This is a genomic window from Acinetobacter sp. GN11 (genome assembly GCF_054823985.1).
On sequence record NZ_JRVL01000085.1, the window covers coordinates 1 to 4,691 of the forward strand.

5 protein-coding genes and 1 tRNA gene are annotated in these 4,691 nt (G+C 38.0%); 5 read left to right on the plus strand and 1 reads right to left on the minus strand.

The features are described from left to right. Positions 1-61: 61 nt before the first annotated feature. Positions 62-946 (plus strand): DMT family transporter, encoded by an 885-nt coding sequence (locus NL42_RS09435; RefSeq protein ID WP_461312562.1) that lies wholly within the window; start codon positions 62-64, stop codon positions 944-946. Between the two features lie 11 nt (positions 947-957). On the opposite strand, the gene sxtR is transcribed toward NL42_RS09435, so the two are convergent. Continuing rightward, positions 958-1,869, minus strand: a complete 912-nt coding sequence (sxtR, locus tag NL42_RS09440) for a multidrug efflux pump transcriptional activator SxtR (protein ID WP_461312563.1) — start codon at positions 1,867-1,869, stop codon at positions 958-960. A gap of 139 nt (positions 1,870-2,008) precedes the next feature. On the opposite strand from sxtR, the gene sxtP reads away from it, so the two are divergent. The 4 genes from sxtP to NL42_RS09460 all read left to right on the plus strand — a co-directional run bounded on the left by sxtP (position 2,009) and on the right by NL42_RS09460 (position 4,652). Beyond that, positions 2,009-3,253 (plus strand): multidrug efflux MFS transporter SxtP, encoded by a 1,245-nt coding sequence (gene sxtP / locus NL42_RS09445; protein ID WP_461312564.1) that lies wholly within the window; start codon positions 2,009-2,011, stop codon positions 3,251-3,253. 23 nt (positions 3,254-3,276) lie between these two features. Further along, positions 3,277-3,603 carry a gamma-glutamylcyclotransferase family protein gene (locus tag NL42_RS09450; protein WP_013196631.1) on the plus strand — a complete coding sequence of 109 codons (327 nt, stop codon included), beginning with the start codon at positions 3,277-3,279 and terminating at the stop codon, positions 3,601-3,603. A 111-nt stretch (positions 3,604-3,714) separates the two neighbouring features. Continuing rightward, positions 3,715-3,790, plus strand: a tRNA-Thr gene (locus NL42_RS09455). Between the two features lie 478 nt (positions 3,791-4,268). Next, positions 4,269-4,652 carry a hypothetical protein gene (locus NL42_RS09460; protein ID WP_461312565.1) on the plus strand — a complete coding sequence of 128 codons (384 nt, stop codon included), beginning with the start codon at positions 4,269-4,271 and terminating at the stop codon, positions 4,650-4,652. Positions 4,653-4,691: the final 39 nt, after the last annotated feature.

A 4,691-nucleotide genomic window follows, 5' to 3' on the forward strand; every position in this document is an offset into this window, starting at 1 on the left:
TATATTATTACAAAAAATAATGTAGAATCCTTGTGGCTAAATATATGGAAGTATTATAAAAGTGAATAATTTAATTATCGGAACCCTATTTGCGCTCTGTGCAGCTGCACTCAATGCCTCTATTGGTGTGATTAGTAAATTACTCATGCATAGTGGTTTAAACCCACAAGATATTGCCTTTTTAAAAACCATTATTGCCTTTTTCTTTTTAAGTGTTTTCTTATTTAAAGTCCCTGTCCGCCAAAAGATTGCATACATTAGTAACACCCCGAGCAAGCTCAGTGTTTTTGCTCAAATTGCGATATGTGCTTTTTTAGGGATTTTCTCTCTATTCTTTTTCGAGACCATTGCCTACAACCATGGCGCTGCGGCCAATGTGGTCGTGGTACTCATGGCTTCAGCAGCTATTTCAGCTTTATTTTTTGGTAGATTAGTTTTAAAAGAAAGTATTTATATTCATTCTATTGCTGGAACATTACTAGCTGTAGCAGGTATTAGTTTAATTTCATGGAAAGGTGAAAATAGTTTACTAATGCTTATCAATGCCTCTATTGCAGGTATTGGATATGGCTTATTTTCAGTATTAATTAAAAAATTCAGATTAAATGGTGGCTTATTCCTAACTAAGTATTTATTACTTTTTGGTAGTGTTTATCTGGCTGTTCCCTTTTTAATTAACTTCCATAGCATTAGTTTTAATTCCAATATTATTTTAGGTTTAATTGGCTTGGCAGTTCTGCCTACTATTCTTGGATTTTATTGCACAACCAAAGCGTTAACATATCTACCAGCCGCAAAAGTACAAGTGACCGAACTTTCTGAACCCATTTTCGCAGCACTCATGGCTTGGGTCTTCATTCATGAGCAACCGACTTTATCTTTTTTATATGGCGCGATTTTCATTATTTCAGGCATCTTCTTAATGAATAGAGCGCCTAAATCATAATTTAGCTAATTTCATTTATATTGCTCTGCGTGGTGGCAAGCCACTTGCACCACACTGGCAAAATTAATCGCCATTTGTGAAGGGGCATGTTTTTTATATGCAAGCGCTAAACCCACCGTAGGTACTGGTGCTTGCAACGACCGATAAGCCACACCCTGTATTTGCAATTGTTTGGTCGACTCAGGAACCAAAGACACCCCTAAATTTGCAGACACTAACGATAAAATTGACACAATTTGCGGAGCATTTTGTCCAATTCTAGGTTCAAAGCCACAGCTTTGGCATGCTTGTCTGATCGCATCATAAAGCCCTGCACTAATTGACGGTGGAGAGACAATAAAATCAAGCTCTCGTAAGGACGCTAAATCAATTTCTTTTGATGACTCGTCTAGTTTAAAAGACTCTGAAGGCAAGGCTGCAATTAAAGGTTCAGCCAATAACTCTTGAACGATTAAGCTCTCTGGAATATGACGTGGAGGCCGAATAATCGCAACATCTAAACGGTCTTCAAGCAATAGGTCGATGAGCAGCAAGGTGTTCGCTTCTTCAAGCTTTAAATTCACTTTAGGATATTGCTGCTGAAAATAGCGAACGCATTTAGGAATGAGAGGATTCAACATTGAAGTGCCCGTAAAACCCAATCGCAATTGGCCAACTTCACCATTTGCCACTTGTTTGACAATGTTCGCTGCATCTTCTACACGTTGTTGTACTGGCTGAATGGCATTTAAAAAGGCAAGCCCAGCTTCGGTCAGCTCCACCCCATGCGGAGAACGAATAAATAAATCTGCACCTAACTCTTCTTCTAAGTCCCGTATTTGCATGCTTAAAGGTGGCTGGCTCATGTTTAAGCGATGCGCCGTTCTGGTAAAGTTTTTTTCTTCTGCTACTGCTAAAAAGTAGCGTATATGTCTGAGTTCCATCGCTATATATAAAACATATCATGACCTATTGTTAAATATATTAGAAAAATACCATCTAAATTGCTAATTTTAATTTATCGAATTTTCTCGATGAAGCACACCGAAAGGCGCTGCACCTCTTTTCTGTCATGGTTATGATATGAGCTCTTCATCTACACCCAATACCTTAAGCACTGAAGCAACTTCTGTTCTTTCCCGCGAGTGGATTCACAAAGGTACTAAAGCCTATAAGCACGCTGGTTTCGCTTTATTCCTCGTAGGCTTTGCTAGTTTCTCTCTGATTTATTGCGTACAGCCGCTTCTGCCAGCGTTTAGCCAAAGCTTCCAGATTAGCCCTGCAAGCAGCTCTTTAGCCTTGTCTTTAACGACCGCCTTTTTAGCGATTTCAATTGTCCTATCGAGCGCTTTTTCACAAGCGATTGGTCGTCGTGGTGTGATCTTTAGCTCAATGCTGTGTGCAGCTATTCTTAATATTGTGGCGATGTTTACACCTAACTGGCACAGTTTACTGATAGCTCGAGCACTAGAAGGTCTGTTACTCGGTGGAGTACCCGCCGTAACCATGGCTTGGATTGCTGAAGAAATCGCACCTGAACACCTTGGTAAAACCATGGGTTTATATATTGCAGGTACGGCCTTTGGTGGAATGATGGGCCGCGTTGGCATGGGCATTTTGATTGAATATTTTTCTTGGCGCACTGCTTTAGGCTTACTTGGGGCAATCTGTTTTATTTGCTCAATTGCCTTTTTGAATTTACTTCCTGCTTCGCGTAATTTCGTACAGAAAAAAGGTTTGAATTTAAATTTTCACCTGCAAATGTGGCGTACTCATTTAAGTAATTTCAAATTGCTACGTCTGTTTGCAATTGGATTCTTGCTGACCAGTGTATTTGTTACCTTGTTTAACTACGCTACTTTCCGTTTAAGCGGAGCACCTTATTCGCTTAGCCAGACTCAAATTAGCCTTATTTTCTTGTCGTATAGCTTCGGTATGGTGTCTTCATCATTAGCAGGTACATTAGCCGAGCGCTTCGGTAAAAAAACCATGATGATGAGTGGTTTTGCCTTAATGATTGTGGGTAGCCTCATGACACTACTCAGCTCACTTTTCGGCATTATTATTGGCATTGCATTTATTACCACGGGTTTCTTTATTACCCACTCACTCACCAGTAGTTCCGTTGGTGCTGAAAGCAAACAAGCTAAAGCACACGCCAGTTCACTGTACTTACTGTTTTACTATATGGGTTCGAGTATTGTTGGCTCAGCAGGCGGCTGGTTCTGGTTACACGGCGGCTGGAGTGCGATTGTAGGCTTAACCGTTGTACTGTCATTACTTGGAATATTTTTAGTCGTTTATACATCACACGCAAAAGCTCATTAATTTTTAAATTAAAGGAAAATCACATGTCGAGTTTATTTGTTTATGGCACTTTAGGCCCTGGTCGTCCTAATGCCCATATACTTGAAAATATTGGCGGACAATGGGCAGAAGGTTGGGTCAACGGAACCTTACACAATCAAGGTTGGGGAGCTGATCTAGGCTATCCAGGAATTGTGCTTGATGAAAGTACCAATCAAGTTCAAGGTTTTGTTTTTAGCTCTGAACATTTAAATGCAAACTGGAAATTACTTGATGACTTTGAAGGCGAAGAATACGAAAGAGTACCTGTTCAAGTCACTTTAAATAGCGGCGAACGTGTTGATTCTTTTATTTATGTGTTGAAGTCTTAAGTTATTTCTAAAGCCCAAGCACATAAACATTTAAAAATTGATAGAAAAAATTTAAGTGGTCATTTTTTGGCTTGTATTTTTTTTAAGAAACTGTAGAATTCATTCCACGTCGCCGACATAGCTCAGTTGGTAGAGCAACTGACTTGTAATCAGTAGGTCCACAGTTCGAATCCGTGTGTCGGCACCATCATTAAACCTCATGAATATTTGATTTATGGGGTTTTTTGTTGCCTGTAGGTTTTGAAATACTTAACTATTTATAATTATTACCAAAAAAATTGAGTGCAGAACTATTGATCTACACCCTTCAAATTATTTTTCGTATTTCTCTAATTCAATAACCATCTCTTTTGCCGCTGCTATAATTTTAGGCAAAGCATATTAATAATATTTTTAAAGATTATCTTTTCGAGAAAAAACTCTTGTCAAAAACTTTGTTTTTTAAATTCGATAAACACTTATTATAAATCTAAACTTCAAAATAACTTTCTAAAACCAATTTATTCTTTTAAAAGCGAAATATGGTGCCGCTAATTTATTAAAAAATATAGGATTAAAATAAGAAATATTAAAAAGATAAGATTATAATGCGCCCCCAAATAAGGTCATGTTAATAAGACCTATTTTATAAACTTTAATTCATTAAGATACCAACAAGGAAAAATATGAAACTCCGTTTTATTTTACCTGCTTTATTTCTAACGTTGCCTTTAACAATATATGCTCAAGACACCACATCTCAACCTCAGATGCAAACTACTGCAAACCCACCCATTTGCTTAATTGAAGGTACTCCTTCAGCAGAACACTATAAATCTATTAAACGTATTAAAGCCTCGAAAGGAACCTATGGTGGTTTTGAAGAAGTAAAACCTAAATTAGCGATCGTTGCTCGTAAATACGGTGCAGATGTGGTGATTAATTATCATCAAAGCCAAAGATTTGGTTTCTGGCCGTGGCGTATTGTTCGTCCAGTACTCACAGGAACTGCTGTGAAATGGAATACGCCTGTTGATTGTGCAACCTTAGGTGGAAAACAAATTTATTAATACAAAATGAAAAAAGCCCAACATCCTGTTGGGCTTTTT